The sequence below is a fragment of the Acinetobacter sp. YH12249 genome, from assembly GCF_013417475.1.
In the GTDB taxonomy this organism is placed as follows: Bacteria; Pseudomonadota; Gammaproteobacteria; order Pseudomonadales; family Moraxellaceae; genus Acinetobacter.
This window is the reverse complement of record NZ_VPDX01000014.1, coordinates 1-20,246: the sequence shown is the minus strand read 5'-3', so window position 1 is coordinate 20,246 and position 20,246 is coordinate 1. Positions and strand designations below refer to the sequence as shown.

Annotated in this window: 16 protein-coding genes and 1 pseudogene; 8 read left to right on the top strand and 9 right to left on the bottom strand. The window is 43.6% G+C overall.

Going from position 1 to position 20,246, the window contains the following annotated elements:
- Positions 1 to 233 precede the first annotated feature (233 nt).
- Positions 234 to 698: a bacterioferritin gene (bfr, locus tag FTV25_RS09270; RefSeq protein WP_004783337.1), complete on the top strand. Its 465-nt coding sequence runs from the start codon at positions 234 to 236 to the stop codon at positions 696 to 698.
- 53 nt (positions 699 to 751) lie between these two features.
- Here the strand turns inward: bfr and FTV25_RS09265 are convergent, their stop codons facing one another.
- The 5 genes from FTV25_RS09265 to FTV25_RS09245 form a co-directional block, all read right to left on the bottom strand.
- Entirely contained in the window at positions 752 to 1,171 is a 420-nt protein-coding gene (locus FTV25_RS09265) for a biopolymer transporter ExbD (protein ID WP_004783336.1), read from the bottom strand.
- 20 nt (positions 1,172 to 1,191) lie between these two features.
- On the bottom strand, positions 1,192 to 1,617 hold the full coding sequence (locus FTV25_RS09260; protein WP_180003043.1) for a biopolymer transporter ExbD: 426 nt from the start codon (positions 1,615 to 1,617) through the stop codon (positions 1,192 to 1,194).
- 16 nt (positions 1,618 to 1,633) lie between these two features.
- The gene (locus FTV25_RS09255) at positions 1,634 to 2,533 is read right to left on the bottom strand and encodes a MotA/TolQ/ExbB proton channel family protein (RefSeq protein WP_171065881.1); all 900 of its coding nucleotides are present in this window, start codon (positions 2,531 to 2,533) and stop codon (positions 1,634 to 1,636) included.
- A 36-nt stretch (positions 2,534 to 2,569) separates the two neighbouring features.
- Complete coding sequence (locus tag FTV25_RS09250; RefSeq protein WP_086044090.1) at positions 2,570 to 3,271, bottom strand: energy transducer TonB; 702 nt, start codon at positions 3,269 to 3,271, stop codon at positions 2,570 to 2,572.
- Between the two features lie 149 nt (positions 3,272 to 3,420).
- Positions 3,421 to 6,087 (bottom strand): TonB-dependent receptor, encoded by a 2,667-nt coding sequence (locus tag FTV25_RS09245; RefSeq protein WP_180003041.1) that lies wholly within the window; start codon positions 6,085 to 6,087, stop codon positions 3,421 to 3,423.
- Positions 6,088 to 6,828: 741 nt separating this feature from the next.
- Between FTV25_RS09245 and FTV25_RS09240 the strand changes: the two genes are divergently transcribed.
- The 6 genes from FTV25_RS09240 to FTV25_RS09215 are packed head-to-tail and all read left to right on the top strand — an operon-like array spanning position 6,829 to position 16,284.
- Positions 6,829 to 8,586 (top strand): ABC transporter substrate-binding protein, encoded by a 1,758-nt coding sequence (locus FTV25_RS09240; protein WP_180003039.1) that lies wholly within the window; start codon positions 6,829 to 6,831, stop codon positions 8,584 to 8,586.
- 22 nt (positions 8,587 to 8,608) lie between these two features.
- Positions 8,609 to 10,411: an ABC transporter substrate-binding protein gene (locus FTV25_RS09235; protein ID WP_180003037.1), complete on the top strand. Its 1,803-nt coding sequence runs from the start codon at positions 8,609 to 8,611 to the stop codon at positions 10,409 to 10,411.
- Between the two features lie 19 nt (positions 10,412 to 10,430).
- Entirely contained in the window at positions 10,431 to 12,434 is a 2,004-nt protein-coding gene (locus tag FTV25_RS09230; protein ID WP_159123537.1) for a M3 family metallopeptidase, read from the top strand.
- A gap of 17 nt (positions 12,435 to 12,451) precedes the next feature.
- Complete coding sequence (locus FTV25_RS09225; protein WP_180003035.1) at positions 12,452 to 13,390, top strand: ABC transporter permease; 939 nt, start codon at positions 12,452 to 12,454, stop codon at positions 13,388 to 13,390.
- Positions 13,391 to 13,397: 7 nt separating this feature from the next.
- On the top strand, positions 13,398 to 14,546 hold the full coding sequence (locus FTV25_RS09220; protein WP_180003032.1) for an ABC transporter permease: 1,149 nt from the start codon (positions 13,398 to 13,400) through the stop codon (positions 14,544 to 14,546).
- Positions 14,547 to 14,556: 10 nt separating this feature from the next.
- Positions 14,557 to 16,284 carry an ABC transporter ATP-binding protein gene (locus FTV25_RS09215; protein WP_180003030.1) on the top strand — a complete coding sequence of 576 codons (1,728 nt, stop codon included), beginning with the start codon at positions 14,557 to 14,559 and terminating at the stop codon, positions 16,282 to 16,284.
- A 200-nt stretch (positions 16,285 to 16,484) separates the two neighbouring features.
- Here FTV25_RS09215 and rluB read toward each other — a convergent pair whose 3' ends face one another.
- The 3 genes from rluB to FTV25_RS09200 are packed head-to-tail and all read right to left on the bottom strand — an operon-like array spanning position 16,485 to position 18,952.
- Positions 16,485 to 17,528, bottom strand: coding sequence for a 23S rRNA pseudouridine(2605) synthase RluB (gene rluB / locus FTV25_RS09210; protein WP_004783318.1), 1,044 nt, complete (start codon positions 17,526 to 17,528; stop codon positions 16,485 to 16,487).
- 42 nt (positions 17,529 to 17,570) lie between these two features.
- The gene (gene scpB / locus FTV25_RS09205) at positions 17,571 to 18,161 is read right to left on the bottom strand and encodes an SMC-Scp complex subunit ScpB (protein ID WP_005234269.1); all 591 of its coding nucleotides are present in this window, start codon (positions 18,159 to 18,161) and stop codon (positions 17,571 to 17,573) included.
- Positions 18,158 to 18,952: a ScpA family protein gene (locus tag FTV25_RS09200; protein ID WP_180003027.1), complete on the bottom strand. Its 795-nt coding sequence runs from the start codon at positions 18,950 to 18,952 to the stop codon at positions 18,158 to 18,160. Before FTV25_RS09200 ends, scpB begins: the two co-directional genes overlap by 4 nt.
- 449 nt (positions 18,953 to 19,401) lie before the next feature.
- On the opposite strand from FTV25_RS09200, the gene FTV25_RS09195 reads away from it, so the two are divergent.
- Entirely contained in the window at positions 19,402 to 19,965 is a 564-nt protein-coding gene (locus tag FTV25_RS09195; protein ID WP_180003017.1) for a hypothetical protein, read from the top strand.
- A 171-nt stretch (positions 19,966 to 20,136) separates the two neighbouring features.
- Here FTV25_RS09195 and FTV25_RS09190 read toward each other — a convergent pair.
- A pseudogene (locus tag FTV25_RS09190) lies at positions 20,137 to 20,246 on the bottom strand (IS5/IS1182 family transposase); the annotation flags it as partial.

The following is a 20,246-nucleotide window of genomic DNA, read 5'->3' as shown; positions in this document are numbered from 1 at the left end:
TATTAATATTTACAAAAATTAACGTTTGAATATTCCAGCTTGCTGGATTGAATAAAAACGGAATGAAAAATGCAAGATGTTGTTTTATAAATGGGATTTGTCCGAACAGAGAGCGTAAATGCAAGTGCTTCTCATTTTAATTATATAAAAATCAGATATTTACCATAATTTTGCTTTTGCAAAACAAACATCTTTTCTCCATAATAAGATGATAAAAGCAGGGAGTAATTCAAATGCGCGGTAATCCAGAAGTCGTAGATTATTTAAATATGCTGATCGGTGGCGAACTGGCTGCTCGTGACCAATACCTGATTCACTCTCGTATGTATGAAGATTGGGGTCTGACTAAAATCTTTGAACGCATCGATCATGAAATGCAGGAAGAAGCACAGCATGCAGATGCCCTGATCCGTCGTGTCCTGTTCCTGGAAGGTACGCCGAATATGCAGCGTGATGACATCGAAGTTGGTGAAGATGTGGTGACCTGCCTGAAAGCTGACCTGAAGCTTGAGTATCATGTCCGTGAAAAGCTGGCTCAAGGGGTCAAACTTTGTGAAGAGAAGGGCGATTATGTGACCCGTGACATGCTGCGCCAGCAAATGTCGGATACGGAAGAAGATCATACTTACTGGTTAGAAAAACAGTTACGTTTGATCGAGCTGATTGGTCTACAAAACTATATCCAGTCACAAATGTAAGATATTGAATAATAAAAAACCCAGCAGATGCTGGGTTTTTTGATTCTATAGACTTAAGAATTGTTGTTACTGACAATTCCGATTTTTTTCACTTCCAGACGCTGAGCCGCAGCCATCACCATCGCGATATGCTTGTATTCAGTTGCACGATCAGCCTTGATTTTAATCTGATCCTGATCGGCTTTTTGCGCCACGGTCTTGAATAAGGCTTCCAGCGCTTGAGCATTGGCCACCGGCTGATCATTCCAGAAGATCTGGCCTTGAGCATCGAGACGCAAATTCACAATCTCTGGCGGTTTTTCCTCAGTCGGTGGTGGTGTACCATTCGGCAGGTTGATATTAATCGAATTATTCGGCAATGGAATAGTGATAATAAACATAATCAGCAAGACCAGCATGACATCAATCAATGGTGTCATGTTGACGTCCAGCATTACATCATCATCCTGATTTGAGCCAACATTCATTCCCATAACTGGATTCTCCCTCAATCTTAAGGTGAAGCGGGCGGGGTCGTGACAAATGCAATCTTGCCAATACCTGCTTGCTGGGTAGTACTGATGACCTGATCAATCGCTTCAAAAGCTGTTCTTTGATCACCGCGAATATGCACTTCAGGCTGCGGACGTTTCTGGGCTTCTGCCTGTAAACGACTCAGTAAAACTGTTTTATCTGCGATATAAATTTCGTTCCAGAAAATATCGCCAGTTTTATTGACAGCCAACTGAACATTTTCTGGCTTGGTTTCATACGGTACATTTCTTTCTTCTGGCAGATCGACTGGTACGGTATGAATGGCAACCGGTACAGTAATCAGGAAGATAATGAGCAGAACCAGCATAATATCAACCAAAGGTGTGGTATTAATGGTTCCAATTACCTCATCATCACTGTCGTTTGAATTGACCATCATTCCCATGGCTGATGTCTCACTCTTACTTCACGTCACGATTAACAGGATTATTGGTTGTAATTTCACCGCTGAGTAATACTGCGTGTAAATCAGAACCAAAAGTACGCACTTCTTCCATCACTGCTTTATTACGGCGAGTCAACCAGTTGTAGCCAAGTACTGCAGGAACCGCGACCGCAAGACCGATTGCAGTCATGATTAGTGCTTCACCAACCGGGCCGGCAACTTTATCAATGGATGCTTGCCCTGAAACACCAATGGCAGTCAGTGCATGGTAAATCCCCCAAACCGTACCGAAAAGTCCAACGAAAGGTGCGGTAGAACCGACTGTCGCAAGGAAGGCCAGACCGCCACTCAGATGGTTCTGGATTTTGTCGATTGCACGTGAAATTGAAATGGTGACCCAGGTATTGAAGTCAATACGCTCAAGTAATGTACCGCCATGATTTTTGGTTGACTTAATCCCTTTTTCCGCAATAAAACGGTAGACGCTGGCTTCATCCAGGTTCTCGGTGGCATTATCCAGAGAAGAAGATTCCCAGAAAGTATTTTCAGCTTGCTTAGCCTGTTTGCGAATCTTGCCTTGTTGTAGGCATTTGCTGATCATGATGTACCAGGTGCCGATCGACATGACAACCAGAATAAACAAAGTGATTTTCGAAACAATATCACCTTCTTTCCACATGGCTTCTAGGCCATAAGGATTGTATCCAGCTTTTTCATCACTAGCTTCATCAGGCAGTGGGGGCGGGGTTGGTGTGGCCGCTGTTGCAGGTGTTGTTACCGCTGTTTCAGTGACAGCACTGGTATTTGGTGTAGCGGACTGTTCTGCAAAAATTGTTTGCAGAGGTAATAAAGTGCTCATGGCAATTACACCGGCAGCAGTCATGTTTTTTAAAGGTTTTAGTGATTTTTTCATCATGGATCTCCTGATTTTTTTCTTTATCTGTTGTATCTGTTAGTCAAGGACAAATTCATAGGGAATGTCATACCAAGATTCTTGCGGTTCGCCATTTTTCATTGCCGGCTTGAAAGTACATAAACTGAAGGCCTTGGATGCTGCACGATCCAGCGCACGACTACCGCTCGACTTTTTCACCTTCGCATCCTGGACTTTGCCGGAGGTATTTACATATACAGAGATCAGGACTTCACCTTGCTCTTCATTCATCAGTGCATCACGTGGATAGTCTGGGCGTTTACATCCTGCTTCACCTTGTGAAACACCACGAGTTACGCCAGCGGGTGGAGGAGCTGGGGCTGGAGCGGCTGCGACTACTGGAGCCGGTGCTGCTACCGGACTTGGTGAAGGACTCGCTGCAACGGGAGTAGGTACTGCAACAGTTGTCGGTTGGGTTGGCGTTGGAAGTGTTTTCTGTACAGGAACTACTTTTTCAACCGGTTTCACCTCAGGCACTTGTGCCACTTTTTCCACGATTTTTGGTGGTTCAGGTGGAGTTTCTTTTGGTGGCTCAGGTTCAGGCGGCTTAATATCTTGAATAATCATTAGTTCAACCGGCTGTTCTGTCGGTTTAATAATGTCTTTTGCCATACCAGCCATGAGTACTAGGCCAACCAGGATATGCAAAAAAACAACGACCCCAATACCAGTCAGTTTTTTGGCGGAGTTTTTTTCTAAGTCTTCAAACTTTGTGCCCATCATGACTCCTAGAATTTAAGACAAACAGGAAATAGTGCACTGATGAGAAAATTGTTTTTAGTTACAGGCAGCATTATTTTTTGTTTGGCTAAAATTAAACGGGGAAAACCGCAAACACCGCTTGGCAGCAGTGTTTGCGAAGTAATTAATTAAAAGAATTTATAGGTACCACGTAGGAAGTAGGTACGGCCCATTGGATCACCGTGACGAGGGTCATAGCCATATTGAGCATTGTTAGTTGCATCAGAAGCAGGTGGTTCTGCATCAAACATGTTGCGAATACCTGCAGTTAGCTCTAAATTCTTGAATCCGCTATAGGTGCCTGCAAAGTTATAAAGCGTATAGGCACTTACATCACGTTCTTGAGAAAAGTCTTCATAACCACGGATATATTGTTGTTCTAGTCTCATTTTCCAGTCTTCATAAGACCAGTTGATATTGGCAATATGTCTCCAGCGGACGACTGCAGGATCATCATAGATGCCGACGAGCCCTTCCCATTCACCGTTTGGTTCTTCTTGCTCATCCATTTTGATGACATAGGTACCATCAATCCCAAAACCAAAACGGCCTGTTGCTGTCATTGGGCTTAAGTAGTTCAGGCTGAGGTCAATCCCTTCAGTTTTTAATCCACCCATATTTTGTAGAGTTGTATTTAAATACTGGATACGACCATCTGGAGCGTAAACGATCAGATTGCCATAGCGATCAAGGTCATTAAAAATGTCATTAGGAGTAACTGAGCTGACTAAACCTTCAATATCAATATTGTAGTAATCAGCGGTGAATACCAGATTCTTGATTGGTTCATATACGAATCCGGCTGTAAAAGAGGTTGATTCTTCTGGCTGTAAGTCTGGGTTACCACCTTGTTTACGCTTGAACTGCATACCACATTGGTCTGCAAATTGGGTGCTGGTCGGTTGACCGTTAGCATCACAAAAACGTGGGTTATTGAAGTTAGTGCTAGTATTGGTTTCACTTTGTAAAGAGTTGATTTCCCACATACTTGGGGCGCGGAATCCAGTACTATAAGAACTACGGAACATTAACTCTTTAACCGGTTCCCAACGTAGGGATACTTTTGGATTGAAAGTATCACCAAAGTCACTATAGTCATCATAACGTGCCGCAAGTTGAGCTTCTAGAGTCGGCAAGATCGGTACATGTAATTCAGTAAACACCGCAGTAATATCACGGTCACCTGAACTTGACGGTTTATTTGGATCAATACCAGAACCTGGAACCTGGCGAACAAGATCGGCATTCACCTTGGCTTCCCAGTCCTGAGTGGTGTAGCTACCACCCAAGGCAAATCCAACTTCACCTGCAGGTAGTTCATAGATTGGACGGCTGACAGTGAAATCTATAGTGGTAGAATCCAGACTTGCCATATTTGTTGGGCCTGCCACATCAAAAGTAGACCATTTCCCAGCATCTGCAGCGGCCTGAGGACCAAATGGGTTTAAGGTGCCATCATTAAGTGCGGCTTGAACCAAACTTTGATTCAGGTAACCACTGACAAAATTATCAGTTGCTTCACTTTTGGCATAAGTAACGCCACCATTTACATCCCAACCGTAGACTTCACCTTCAATCCCTGCAAAAAAGCGGTTTGATTCATTTTCTGATTGAGAAACACGGTTACCTGATTGTGAACGTAAATAAAGTGCTGCTCTTGGATCTACCAGACCAGCGATGTCTGGTGTAATGCCGTTGCCTGGATAATATTTGCTGGTATTTGGAATAGAAAGACTACCTCCCCATACATCAGGTGCTATCGAGGTTTTTACTTTACTTTCAGTATAAATATATTCAGCAACCGCATTTAATGAATCGGTTAATTTGAAGGTACCTTTACCTAGAGCTGAAAAAGTTTCTTCTTCTGGAGTAATACCAATGAGTGCTTGAGTGTTTAACAAGCAACGTGTACCAGATACAAACATATTTGGTGCATTATTACAGTTTTGATTGATATAAGGGTTAACTACACCTACACCTGAATCTAAAAGGTTGGCAGGGAAGCCGGCACTTGAACCGATCGCCATGTTTAACTCTGGAATTAAACCACCACGACGGCTGACTTTACGATCTTTGGCCATGATCATGTCAGAAGTACGATAATCGACTACACCGTAAACGTTGAAACCTTGTTCATCCAGATCACCATAACCACCGAAAATAGAGACATCATATTTGTCGCCATTCTTTTCTTCAGGTGCTTGCAGTCCACCAGAAATACCGAAACCTTGGTATTCCTTTTTGATAATAAAGTTAATTACGCCGGCAATTGCATCTGCACCATATACTGCAGAAGCACCATCACGCAGAATCTCGATTCGCTCAACCATCGCGAGCGGAATAATATTCAGGTTAACTTCAGAAGTACTAAATGGGCTGTTAGCCAAACGACGCCCATTTAATAAAACTAAGGTCTTATCAGTACCAATCCCACGCAGGTTGGCAGAAGAGCCTGAAGTATTACTTTTACCAATATTTTGAGAAACAGCAAAACCAGCTTGGTTAGCACTTACTTTATTAATTGCTTCTTCAACCGTGGTGACCCCCTGATTCACCAGATCTTCGACTTTAAGCACAGTAATAGGAGATGCACTTTGTGCAGCTACTCCTTTAATAGATGAACCTGTCACTGTCACTTTTTGAACCTTGGTAGGTTGAGCGGCAGAGTTTTCTGGTTCATCGGCTGCATGTGCCAAAGACAAGCACATCATACTTAAGGTAAGCGTACTTAACTTGAGTATTGTCTTGCTAACTGTTGGAGCCCCCATAGATCCGACTAGTTTGTTTATTTTCATCGTAAAGTTCACCTTTCTTGTTGTGTGAAGATAATGCTGTATTTTTTTTAAGCAAAGCAAGTGCCAACTTAGTCAGAATTCTTCTAAAAATATTCAATATATTAAGAAATGCTTAATTTATAAGGTCTTAGAAAGAGAGAACTTGTGCGTCAGAGAAAACAGATGAGCTGTATTGGAAGTAATAAGAAAAAATGATATTGCAAATCAGTATTTATTGATTAACTCCAAACATTAATTGAAAAATATGTGAACTAATCGATATTTCTAGATTCTTTAATGTAGGTAGAATATGAGTTATGAGGGGTGGTTGTTTAATTTTTAGACATATTCTTAGTTATTAAAAAATATAGATTTATTTTTTTGGATTATGAATGGCTGAATTTAAACGTGCTATAAAATGACCCACTAGCGAATTATTTTTGTGCAATAAAGTGAAAGTCATTGTAGGATTAATGCAGTAAATACTGCAGATAGTATCTAAGTAATTGCCTAAATTATTATTATTTTAAATGATTAATAAAAATATATTTTTTGTTGTAAAAAGAACTTAATTGTTACTTAAAGTATAGAGTGGCATGAAATTAGCTTTCAAACGCTAGATTCATAAGATAGGCGGAATGTTGAAAAATAAAAAAACATGAAGCAAATCAGAAGAGATTAAATGCTTTTAAAAAACCTTAATCATTTTAATGGTTTAAATAAACAAAAATAGGTGTGAATTTGAAATCAGTAATTTTAAGGATGACAGTTTTAGCACTGACAGTAACATCAGGGGGGATGGCTTTAGCAAAATCATCTGCACATCCGGATAAAGTTTTAAACCTGGCTTTCGAAGCACCTGATGATGGTTTCGACATGGTCAAAACCTATAATTTTTATAGTGGTAGCGTGGCTGAGGCCATTTTCGAGCCTTTGTTGCGTTATGACTATCTGGCCCGGCCTGCAATTTTGGCTCCGAATACCGCCGAGTCTTTACCCGTGGTTAAACAGGATGGCAAAGTTTATACTTTTAAAATCAAGCCAGGAATTTATTTCAGTCCGGATCCGGCCTTTCAGGGCAAGAAGCGTGAACTGGTTGCTCGGGATTATATTTATTCCATGCAAAGGGTGATGGATCCGAAAAATCATTCGCCTTCTTTTTCCTTTATCGAAGGCAAAATTCTTGGCGCGGATCAAGTTATCCAACAAGCCAAAAAAACGGGCAAATTTAACTATGATGCTCCGATTGCCGGTTTAAAAGCCCTAGATAAATATACCTTACAAATTACCCTGACCCGTTCAGACCTGAACTTTCCTTACATTCTGGCCTATGTCGCTTTTGCTGGCACTGCACGCGAAGTCATCGAACATTATGGCGATCGGGTAGGTCAGCACCCAGTCGGAACAGGGGCATACCAATTACACAAATATGTGCCGCGTAGCCGTATTGAGCTGACGGCTAATCCAAATTATCGCGGTTTTGTCTGGAACTTTAAGGGGGATGGTTCAGAGTGGGATCAACGGATTGTCAAAGCCATGCAAGGCAAGCAGATGCCGCAAATCGGCAAGGTCAAGATCAGCATTATTGAAGAAGAACAGTCGCGCTGGCTGGCTTTAAAATCTGGACAATTAGACTATGACAAACTGACTGCGAGCGGTGCTGAACAGGCACTGGAAAATAAGCAGCTGAAAAGTGAATACAAGAAAAAAGGCATCCTGCATTATCCGAATAAAGAACCGGAAATCACCTATACCATCATGAATATGCGTGATCCGGTGATTGGTGGGAACTCACTGGAAAAAATTGCACTACGCCGTGCCATTGCCTTGTCCTATAACCAGAAAGAAGCCATCCAGCAGCTATATAAGGGGCATGCTGTTAAAGCTGAAATGATTCTTCCTGAAGGCGTGGGCGGATATAACCCGAATTATAGAAGCAGTATTGCCTATAACCCATTACTCGCCAATAAACTGCTCGATCGTTTTGGCTACAAGAAAGGCGCCGACGGTTACCGCACCTTGCCTGATGGCAAACCATTGGTTTTGAAAATGAACTCGACCAGTTCAAGCTCTTCCGTTATTTCTGCGGAGCTATGGAAAAAGAACCTGGATGCAATTGGAGTAAAAGTTGAATTTAAAGTCAGTAACTTTGCCGACAATTTAAAAGAAGCCACCCAGTGCAAACACATGATGTGGGGTGGTGCCTGGATTGCAGATTATCCGGAAGGGGAAAACTTTGCCCAGTTGCTGTATGGCCCAAATGCCCAGCAAGGTAACCTGAGCTGCTATACCTCTAAAGCCTATGACGCGCTGTATCAAACTGCGATGAAACTGCCGCCTCAGCAACGTACTCCATATTATGAGCAGATGAACCGCCAGATGGAGGCAGATAATCCGTGGATTTTGCACAATACCCGGGTACGCAACTGGCTGATTCACCCACAGGTACAGGGCTTTAAGGCACATCCGGTGACCAGGGCAGTTTGGCAATATCTGGATATTGAACCTGTTAAAAAATAACTTGAGAAGATTAAGAACCAGTATGAATGTGAATACAAATGCTTTAAAAAAGCTGGCCAGTGGGGTTTTAGTGGCCAGTTTAATGATGGCAGGTGCTGCACCCACATGGGCTGCCAATCCCGCCAATCCGAATAAAGTCTTAAAAACGGTCTTTCCCGCGGCTGAAACCGGTTTCGATCCCGGTTATATCCATGACCGTTATTCGGCCAAGATTAACTCGGCGATTTTCGAAACCTTATATACCTATGATTATCTGGCCTCCCCAGCGAAACTGGTGCCATTGACTGCGGTAGATATGCCTCAAGTCAGTGCAGACGGTTTGACTTATACCATTAAAGTTAAAAAGGGCATTTACTTTGCGGATGATCCGGTCTTTGGCGGTAAAAAACGTGAATTAACCGCCTACGACTATGCCTATTCTCTAAAGCGTCTCTTAGATCCAAAACTTAATTCACCAAATAGCTGGTTGCTGGATGGTCGGATCAAAGGGCTGGAAGCATGGACAGCCATGGCGAAAAAAAATGGCAAAGTCTATGAAAATCCATTTGAAGGTATTCAGACTCCAGATCGCTATACCTTGGTACTCAAGCTGAATAATCCGGATCAGAACTTTCCGATGTTGCTGGCCCACGGTCCAGCTGCCGCAGTTGCACGCGAAGTCATTGAAAAGTATAAAGACAAAGCTGGCTGGGTGATGAGTAAGCCGGTCGGTACAGGGCCTTATGTACTTAGTCGCTGGACACCGGGATCACGCATTATCTTAAAGCCAAATCCGGCTTACCGTGGTTTTGTCTGGAATTATAAAGCCAATAGTGCAGAAGACCAGGCGATTGTCAGTGCGATGCAGGGCAAAAAAATGCCTCAAATCGGCACCATTGATGTGCGTGTCATTGAAGAAGCCCAATCACGGATGTTGTCATTCAAGAAAAATGAACTGGATCTGGTGGAAATCGACGGCGATCTGGTCGTGCAGGCATTGGATGGTGACAAGTTAAAACCTGAGCTGGTCAAGCAAGGCATCAAGCTGTCACGCATGTTGGAGCCATCGATTAACTACCATTACTGGAATATGCAAGATCCGGTAGTAGGTGGCTTTACGCCAGAAAAAATTGCCTTACGTCGTGCGATGGCAATGGCTTTTTCTGTTGAAAATATGATTAGCGTACTCCTTAAAGGAGATGGTGCAAAACTGCACATGCCTATTCCGCCAGGAGTTGCAGGCTATTCACCCGCTTATAAAACCAGTACACCATATTCGGTCAAGGCAGCCAACATGTTGCTGGATCGCTATAACTATAAGATCGGTGCGGATGGCTGGCGGAGAACTCCTGAAGGCAAACCTCTGGTGATTGAACTGATTACGGCCAATACCAGTCGTGGTCAGCAACAGGGCGAATTCTGGAAAAAGACCCTAGATAATATTCATATCAAACTGGCCAGTAAGGCCATGCCATTTGCTGAAGGCATTAAGCTGGAAAAGCAATGTAAAACCATGTTTAAAAGCTCTGCATGGATTGCCGACTATCCTGATGCAGATAACTTCATGCAGCTGTTCTATGGCAAAAACGTCAATGTCACCAATAATGCCTGCTTCAAGCATGCGGAATATGACCGTTTATATGAACAAAGTCAAAGCATGCCACCGGGTCCTGAACGGGATCTGGTTTATCGCAAAATGACCCGTATTCTGGAGGTCAATATGCCCACCATGATGCTGTATAGCACTTACCGTAATGCATTAGCGCAACCTCATGTTATTGGGCACAAGTCCCATCCGATTCTGTCCACAGAATGGATGTATATCGATATTGATACTAAAAAGTAAGAAAAAGCTGGAGATGATGATGACATTAAAACACTTGAAATTTACCACACTCTGTCTGGCGATGATCGGGGGATCTCAAACCGTCATGGCAGAGACCCAAACCCAGCTTTTGCCTTTATTCAAGGCTGCAGAAATTCCGGCATTGTGCGATGCCAATCTGGATAAAATGCAAAAAGATATCCAGAAATTTGAAAGCCAGAAAATCAAAAATAAGGCTGAAGCCCGTCCTTATCTGGCAGCTTGGGATACATTGCAGGCATCGATTGGTGATTTTGTTTCACCTATCGGTTTATATAGTAATGTCGATCCTGATCCGGCCTTGCGTCAGGCAGCAGATGACTGTGAGCTGAAAATCAGTAAATACCTGACTTCCATGTATCAGAGTCCAAAACTGTATGCCCAGTTCAAGAAACTGAAAGCCACAGATCCGGTCGATGAAAAATTCCTGAAAGATATTCTGAATCAGTTTGAAAAAACGGGGGTACAACTCAGCGCAGAGAAACAGAAGCGTCTGAAGGAAATTATTGAAGAAAGTACCAAACTGGGGCAGGACTATTCCAAGAATGTACGTGATAACCCTGAAAAAGTTGAATTCACTGTTGCAGAGCTGAAAGGTTTACCTGAGAGCTATATCGCCGGTTTAAAGAAAAATGAAAAGGGCAATTATCTGCTCGGCTTCGACTATCCGGAATATCAGCCATTTATGGAGCTGGCAGAGAGTGATGAAGCTCGTAAACGTTATCAGACTGCCTATACCCGCCGAGGGACTGAGAAAAACCTCGAATACATGAAAAAGGCTATTGATCTGCGTTATGAACTGGCCCAGCTATTCGATAAAGACAGCTATGCTTATGTTGCCTTAAAAGATCGCATGGCCAAAACCCCAGAAGCAGTCAATAGTTTTCTGGATGAGGTCTATGCCAAAGTTGCGCCATTAGAAAAGCAGGATGTTGAAGAATTACGTCAGTTCAAGGCAGAAACCTTAAAAATTCCGCTGGAAAAAGCAGAGATTGAGCGCTGGAGCCAAGGCTACTGGAGTGAAAAACTGCGTCAGGCCAAATATAAGGTGGATCAGGAAAAACTGCGTGATTATTTCCCGACTGAAGCGGCGCAAAAATGGTTATTTGCCATATCTTCCGATTTATATGGGATTGAATTCAAGCCGGTAAAAGTCAAAGCCTGGCACGATGAAGTTGAATACTATGCCGTGCATGACAAAGCCACCGGTGAGTTTATGGGCGGACTTTATGTCGATAAATATCCACGTGAAGGCAAATATGGCCATGCTGCAGTCTGGGGCGTTTATGGTGGCAGCCGTTTAAATCATCGCCGTCCGGTCTCTGTTTTGGTGACCAACTTCAACCGTAAAGGTCTGAACAGTAATGAGCTGGAGACTTTTGTACATGAAATGGGTCATGCGCTACACGGAATATTATCGAAGACCCGTTATACCGAGCAGTCAGGTACATCGGTAGAGCGTGACTTTGTTGAAGCACCTTCGCAAATGTATGAAGAGTGGGCGCGCCGTTTCGAGACTTTATCTAAAGTAGCGGATTACTGTGAACCTGCTTGTCCTCGTGTCGATGAAGCCATGACCGAGCGCTTAAAGAATGTGAAAAATTATGGTCGCGGCCTGCATTATGCCCGTCAGACTTTATATGCTCAGTACGACATGGCCCTGCACGGTAAAGATGCGAAAAGTATTGATCCATTAAAACTCTGGCAGGATATGGAAAGTAAAACTGCGTTGGGCTCTGTTCCAGGTCAGCAATTCCCGGGTCAGTTCGGACATTTGATGGGTGGCTATCAGGCGGGTTATTACAGCTATATGTGGTCTGAAGTGCTGGCACTCGATATGTTGTCTGCTTATGGTGACCATCTGATGGATCCAAAAGTCGGCATGCACTATCGCGAGACTGTACTAGCACAAGGCGGACAAAAGCCGGGCGATCAGATGGTTAAGGATTTTCTGGGCCGTGATCCGGACAGCAAAGCTTTCTTTAATGAAATTTCAGGACATTAAGTCAAGGAAGGAAAGCGATGCTGGCATATATTATTCGAAGGATTTGGCAAATGATCCCCACCATGCTGGGGGTGATTCTGCTGATATTCCTGTTATTTAACTGGGTCGGAGGAGATCCGGCCTATATCTTGGCCGGTAAAATGGCCAATGCTGAGCAGATTGAAAATATCCGCCAGCAGCTCGGGGTCGATCAGCCTTATTACGTACAACTGTGGATTTTCATCCAGCAGATTTTGACCTTTGATTATGGCGTGAGCTGGAGTACCGGTGAGTCGGTATCACAGATTATTACCACGCGTTTGGGGCCATCACTGACCATTCTGATTCCACTGACGATTCTGCAAACGATTGTTTCAATCATTTTGGCACTTGGGGTAGCTTCAGTGCGCGGTTCACTGACTGACCGCATGATCATGATGCTGTGTACCATCGGTATGTCGATCAGTATTCTGGTCTATATCATCGTATTCCAGTACGTCTTGGCTTATGAACTGAGCTGGTTCCCGGTACAGGGCTGGAGCGATAACTTTACTGAAAACTTATTCAAATATGCACTATTGCCATTATTAATCATGCTGGTGGTGAGTATTGCACCGACTTTACGTCTCTACCGTAGTTTTGTCTTGGATGAAGTCAATCAGGACTATGTCCGTACCGCACGTGCTAAAGGTCTGGGCGAAAGCCGCATTCTGGGCGTGCATGTATTGCGTAATGCATCAATTCCAATCATTACCGATGTCATGGCGGGACTTCCGGCTTTACTGATCGGTGCTTTCCTGATTGAACGTTTCTTTGGTATTCCAGGCATTGGCCGTGAAGTGATTATCGCAGTTGAACGTTCTGACTTTCCGGTAATTAAAGCGATTACGGTCTATGTTGCGGCTGCGACCATGTTATTTAACCTGATTGCCGATCTGATCTATAAATGGGTCGATCCACGTGTACAGTTGAAGTAGGTGAATTATGCTGAGTGCGATATTTAAAAAAGAGCAACATGCTTCAGCAGTGCCTGAGTCTGCTTCAACCGGATTATGGCAGCTGGCGTTGCGTCGTCTGAAACGTGACCGCATTGCGATGTTCTCCCTATTTGTGGTGCTATTTTATCTGCTGATGTTGCTGCTTTCCATGACAGGTGTGATTGCCAAGGACTGGAATAAGGAAGTGGCGGTGAGTTATGCACCCCCAAGTTTTATCTATACACCGTCTATGCCTGGAGCGGCAGGTGAAGATCAAAGTACTGAATCTGCCGTAGTACCAGTTAATCCAGTTGATCCTTTAAAAGATGTGATTGCAGAACTGGAAGCAGAAATTGCTGCTGAACAGAGCGCAGGTGTGATTGATTATTATGGTGTAGTCGATCCACTGGCTGAAGATATGAAAGCCATTGATCAGGAATTAGGGGGTCAGTTACTGGATCAGAGCAGTGAATTAAAGCAAAGTCTGTTCTTTGGTGCAGATAAATGGGGGCAGGATGTACTACTGAAAACCATTAAAGGTGCAGAAACTTCGATCTTGGTTGGCCTGATTGCTGCGCTGGTTGCGGTGGTGATTGGTACGGTACTGGGGGCGATTGCTGGTTATTTCGGTGGCTGGGTCGATGATGTGCTGAACTGGTTCTACAATATCTTTACTTCTATTCCTTATCTGTTGCTGGTGTTAGCGATTGCAGCAGTACTGCAACAAAAAGGGATTTTATCGATTATCCTGATTTTGGGTCTGACCGGCTGGACCGGGGTATTCCGCCTGGTTCGTGCGGAATATATGAAGCATACTGCACGTGAATATGTACTGGCAGCGAAAGCCATTGGGGTAAGCAATATACGCCGTATCTTCGTGCATATTTTCCCGAACGTCAGCCATATTGCGTTGGTACAAATGTCCATTCTTGCAGTGGCCTTTATTAAGTCCGAAGTGATTCTGAGCTTCCTGGGCTTTGGCGTACCGATTGGGGTAGTGTCATGGGGAAGTATGCTGAATGAAGCACAAAGCGAGCTGATTTTAGGCAAATGGTGGCAATTGACTGCGGCATCGGTGGCGATGGCGGTACTGGTGACAGCTTTCTCAATGTTTACTGATGCATTACGTGATGCATTAGATCCAAAACTGAAATAGGAGCGCAGCGATGTCTGAAATGAATCCAAGCACAGCACCCGCGTTACTTCGCGTAGATAACTTACGTGTCAGTTTTAAAGGTGAAAATAAACAGTATGTGGAAACGGTCAAAGGAATTTCATTTGAAATTCCGGCCAATACTACAGTGGCGTTAGTCGGTGAATCCGGAAGTGGTAAATCTGTGACTTCATTAGCAGTGATGGGACTATTAGCACCTGAGAACTCGAAGGTCGCTGAAGACAGTCAGATCCTGTTTGAAGGTCGGGACTTATTGAAACTCAAGTCGAGTGAAATGCGTCAGATCTGTGGCAAAGAAATTGCCATGATCTTCCAGGAGCCGATGTCCTCATTAAATCCGGTGTTTACCGTAGGCATGCAGATTTCTGAAATTCTACGCCTGCATTTGGGCATGAATAAAAAGCAGGCCCGTCAAAGAACACTGGAACTTTTGCAGGAAGTCGGTATTCCTTCACCGGAAACCAAGATTGATGCTTATCCAAGCCAGTTGTCTGGTGGACAGCAGCAACGGGTGATGATTGCCATGGCTATTGCCTGTGAACCGAAACTCTTGATTGCTGATGAACCAACGACGGCATTAGATGTGACTATCCAGAAACAGATTCTGGACCTGCTTGAATCCTTGCGTCAGCGCCGTCAAATGTCGATGTTATTCATCAGTCATGACCTGGCGGTAGTTGGTGAAATTGCGGATCAGGTCATTGTAATGCGTTATGGCGAGATTCGTGAGCAAGGTTCGGTGACAGAAGTCCTGAACAATCCTCAGGATATTTATACCCAAGCCTTGTTGCATTGCCGTCCACAGCTGTCGCACCGTCCTTTGCGTTTGCCGGTGATTAGTGACTTTATGAAACAGGATAGTCTGGCGCATGACCTGCATACGAACACTCCGCTACAACAGGAGCGTTCTCGTGGCCTAAAAGGTAATGAAGAGATTATTCTGGATGTACGCGATCTGAAAAAATCCTTCTATAGCCGTAAAGGCCTATTTGGAAAAGATGAATTTCAGGCTGTGAAAGGCGTGTCTTTTCAGCTGGCTAAAGGCAAAACCTTAGGGCTGGTTGGGGAGTCAGGTTCTGGTAAAACCACGATTGGTTTGCTCCTGATGCGACTGCAACAAGCTACAGGCGGCAAGGCGTTGTTTCAGGGTAAAGATATCTTGTCGATGACTGAAAAAGAGTTTACGGCCTATCAGCGTAAAATCCAGATCATTTTCCAGAACCCTTATGCTTCTTTGAATCCGCGTTTTACCGTGGGACAAATCCTGATGGAGCCGATGCAGATTCATCATATTGGCAAGGATGATGCAGAACGTAAACAGATGGCACTTGATTTATTAGAAAGGGTCAGCTTACCGGCTCAGGCCTTCTATCGCTATCCACATGAGTTTTCAGGTGGCCAGCGTCAGCGGATTGCAATTGCACGCTGTCTGACCTTAAAGCCTGAGATTTTGATCTGTGATGAATCAGTGTCCGCACTGGATGTATCCGTACAGGCGCAGGTACTGAACTTATTGCAGGATTTACAGGATGAATTTGGTCTGAGTTACATCTTTATTTCGCATGATTTGTCAGTGGTGAAATATATTTCTGATCAGATCATGGTGCTAAATCATGGTGATCTGGTGGAAATTGCCAACTCAGATGATCTGTATCAGTCTCCGCAACACGACTATACCAAGCGTCTGTTAAGTGCGATTCCTCAGGGTATTCCGCAGTAACTTGCTAAAGTACGAAATAAAAAATGTCCACATTGCTGGGCATTTTTTTATGACAAGAATTCACTTTTAGGAAATAGAAGGGAGATACCCGCCTTTTATATCGGGTTCTATTGAGAAGACTAGGGATAGATAAAATTAGGTCATTATTATTGTTCTTGCAAAAAAAAGAGCCACCGAAGTGACTCTATCTTATTCAAAGCCTAGAACTTTTTAAAGCCTTTATTCGCACCATATAAACCGCGTGGTGCATTACCTTCACGGTTTTCGCGGCGGCCAAACTGGTTGTCTTCACGGTTGTCACGACGTGCAAACTGGGTGCCATTCTGGTTTTCACGACGACCAAAGCCTTGATCATCGCGACGTTCACGGTTGTTGTATTGCGGCTGCTGCTCATCGGTATCACGGCGTTGCTGACGCAAGTAACCACCACGGCGCGCTGCCATTGGTTTTTCCTGCATACGCTCATTACGACGTTTCGCCATGCCGAATAAGCCGGTACCTTGACGCGGTTTCAGCTCAACTGATTTGGTCAGGTTATCGATATCCTGTTTATCCAGTTCAATCCAGCGACCTGTACGAAGTTCACGTGGCAGAATCACGGTACCGTAACGGGTACGTAATAAACGGCTGACTTTCAGGCCTTGTGATTCAAAGATACGACGAACCTCACGGTTACGACCTTCTTTCACGACAACTTGATACCAACGGTTGATCCCGTCACCACCCAGTTCAGAGAATGATTCAAACTTCGCAGGACCATCATCTAGCACCACGCCTTTCAGCATGTTGTTTTTTAGTTGAGGAGTCACTTCACCCATGACACGAACCGCATATTCACGTTCGATTTCATTGGATGGGTGCATTAAACGATTCGCTAGTTCACCGTCATTTGTGAACAGTAACAGACCGGTCGAGTTAATATCCAGACGGCCGACCATTACCCAGCGATCGCCTTGAATTGATGGCAGGTTGTCAAATACTGTTGGACGCTGTTCAGGATCATTACGTGAACAGATTTCGCCTTCTGGCTTATAGTAAATCAGGACACGACGACGGATTTCGTCTTCGATCTGGAACTGCACTTTACGACCATCGATGCGAAGCTCATCACCTGGTTCGATTCGTTCACCCACTTGGGCAATCTGCCCATTCACACTCACACGACCTGCGGCAATGACTTCTTCCATATAACGGCGAGAACCCAAACCAACACGTGCAAGCACCTTTTGCAACTTTTCACTCATGACAGCATAACCTTAGAAATAATTATTCAACAGTTCACCTATTTATGACTTCGGTGCATTCGCATCGAGCGCCATAAAAGCTTCCTTGGCATCCTGCAGGGGAGGCAATTGGCCTAAAGAATTTAAGCCAAACGCATTTAAAAATTGTGGCGTTGTCACTAACAACGCAGGTCTTCCAGGGAGTTCACGAAAGCCGGATTCTTTAATCCAGTTCCAGTCAAACAGCGTACGCAAAATCTGACTGTTATTCGTGACACCACGAATTTGTTCAATATCAGCTCGGGTCACTGGCTGATGATAAGCAATCACCGCAAGCATCTCCAGTAATGAAGGTGACAGGCGTGTCGGTCGCTCGGGCCAGGTCTGTGCAATAATATTACGATATTTTACACGCACTTGAAAACGGTAACCTTGCACAGTTTCAACCAGTTCAATAGAACGGCCATGCATCAGCATGGAAAGCTGTTGTAAATACTGGCGCAGCTCCTGCTTGCTATAGCGATCCTGAAATGCTTCTTTCAGTCGAGCTAAGGAAACTGGGGAGTCACTGGCAAAAATAATGGCTTCCAGCTGCATCAGAATTTCATGCAGATTATCTTCCGCAGACAAGGAGATATTATGTTCTGTGTTCATGCGTGTGCTCCTTGAATTGCGAGCGGTGCCTCAACACCTGAGGCAATAATTTGAATTTTTTGCTGGCGGGTGAGTTCCAACACGGCCATAAAGGTCACGACTACACCCATGCGTCCCTGACTTGGCTTGAGTAATTTATCAAAAGATAAGACTTCACCAGATTCCAGACGGCTTTCAATATAGGCAATCCGCTCTTCTAGTAAAACAGGCTCCTGTTGCACTTGATGAATGACAGGTTCAGGGCGGTTAAAGACACAAAGCAAGGCATCACGTAGCAGATCAGCACTATGACCTTCATTCGGCTGGATAAACTCGCCTAAGTGAACATTGGTCTGAAAGGTATCACGTTCCAGAATCGTCATCTGACCCAGACGTTCCGCAGCTTGCTTAATCCGTAAATAATTTTCCAGACGCTCAATCAGATCCTGTTTCGGATCCTGTTCAACCGCAGCCACGCTTTTCGGTTTAGGCAGCAATAAACGGGATTTGAGATCGGCCAGTAAAGCAGCCATCACCATATAATCCGCGGTTAGTTCAATATTCAGGGATTTCATCGCATCCATATAGGACAGATATTGGGAGGCAATCGGCGCGATATCAACCTGCAACAGGTCAAAACCATTTTTCTGGATCAGGTAGATTAAAAAGTCGAGAGGGCCTTCAAAATGTTCTAACAGAATTTCAAACGCTGCTGGAGGAATATACAGATCCTCTGGAATCGTATTTTGCCATTCATCCAGAACCCGGATGTTTGGAACAGATTCCATAGCGTTATGGGGCATTTGAGTCATTACAATTATAAGCCACGCGAATTTTCAAAGGCATGAAATGGCTTATTCCCCGAGCTCTTGTCAGGAGAAAAAGCACATAATTTAGTAGTTGGCATTGTACTGGAAAATTGTCGTTAAATAAAATAGATATGCATTCAAAAGCAAAAAAACCATATTTATTTTAGGAGAAATTTTATTTTTTTAATTGGGTAAAATGTACAAGTCTGATATTAAACAGCATATTAGCTAAAATTAAATACAATATAGTCTGGGTGGCTTAAGAAACTGTAACTTCATATAGAAAATTTTTAAAAGATTCTCAACACCTATTAAATAGTGACTGAGTTAAAGCTCATCAGGAAATATGTGATAAAAATAAGAAAAAACAGTTATCTATCGCCTAAAAAATAAACTAATATAGCCAAAAAAATATTGATAAATAACAATCATAGATCAGGTTAATTATAAAAATGCCAATCATACTTGTGTTAATCGGCGTCATCGGCTTAGGGGTATTCTGGGGCTATCCTCAATATCAGCTCATGCAGCTTGAAAATGAAATGCGTACCAATCTGAAGTCTGGCGGCTTTTCCAGCTTTGTCGAGCAGGCCAAACCAGTGATGCAGGCCATGAAACTGGATTTTAGCGTACTGGACCAGTATCCTCATATTCGTTTCTATATGCGTAATACGCTTTATACGGGCAAAGATTTACCCGACGGTGTTACTGCAATGGTCAAAACCATGAGCTGTAATTCTATTGATTCTTTTAGGACTATGGAATCCACAGCCCGGACTGCGTTATTGAATGTGCTTGAAGAGGATCAAATCACTTTTCATGTTTCAGTCAAAAACAGGTTTGGTGCTGAACTTGCAACTCATCAGCAAAAACTGTCGGAATGTCCAAACTTCTTGCAGTTAAAACATTATAAAGAAGGTGATCCGTTACCCCCAATGCCAAGTTTGAATAATCAAGTTCCTTCGGTTGCACCAGCGGTCAGTACATCTGCTCAGGAGCGTGCAGCGAGCTATTAAATCTTGGCATGCGTGATAAGGTTATTTTAATTCTGCTCTCGCAATACATATTCGATGATACGTTGGCAGGTAGTTGCCAGACAAACATTGCTTGTTGAATAAACTTGTAGAAGTTTTCTTGCCATCGCGATCTCAAGAAAGTATGAGTATTCAATAGACCTCTTTCATAAATCATTTTTTGCTCAGTTCCAAGTTGTAGATTCCAGCGATTAAATTGAATCTCAAACCAAGCCTTTTACCTCTATTTCGATAACGCTCAGCAAGGATTTTGAAGGTTTTCA